The 340-nt window shown below is 59.1% G+C and carries 1 pseudogene; it reads right to left on the bottom strand.

What is annotated here, in order from left to right:
* Window positions 1-340, bottom strand: a pseudogene (locus P0G09_RS16270) (DNA repair protein RadC); the annotation flags it as partial.

Below are 340 nucleotides of genomic sequence, written 5' to 3'. Positions count from 1 at the left end.
AGCCAGAACAGCCCCTTGATGCGGCTGCGGCCATCCAGCGCAGCCAGCAGGGCGCGTTCCTGCACAGTCCCGGCAAACTGTGCCATCAGGTATTCGACCAGCTGGTCGGTGGGCTTCATGCACTTTTTGCCGTTGACCACACATTGGGTATAGTATCTGCCGATCTGCGGCAAAAGATGCAGCATCCGGGCGGTGGAGGGGCCTACGCCCTCCACTGTCAGCAGATCCTCCTCGGAAGCATCCAGCACCCCGGCAAAGTCTCCGAACCGATTTATGAGGTCATGGGCAAGGCCGTTGGTGTCCTTGCGGGTGTTGGTGATGTAAAGGACATATTCCAGCG

The organism is Faecalibacterium sp. DFI.5.82 (assembly GCF_029076575.1).
Lineage (GTDB): Bacteria > Bacillota > Clostridia > Oscillospirales > Ruminococcaceae > Faecalibacterium > Faecalibacterium duncaniae.
The sequence above is the reverse complement of the archived record's forward strand: the minus strand, read 5'-3'. Positions and strand labels throughout refer to the sequence as shown.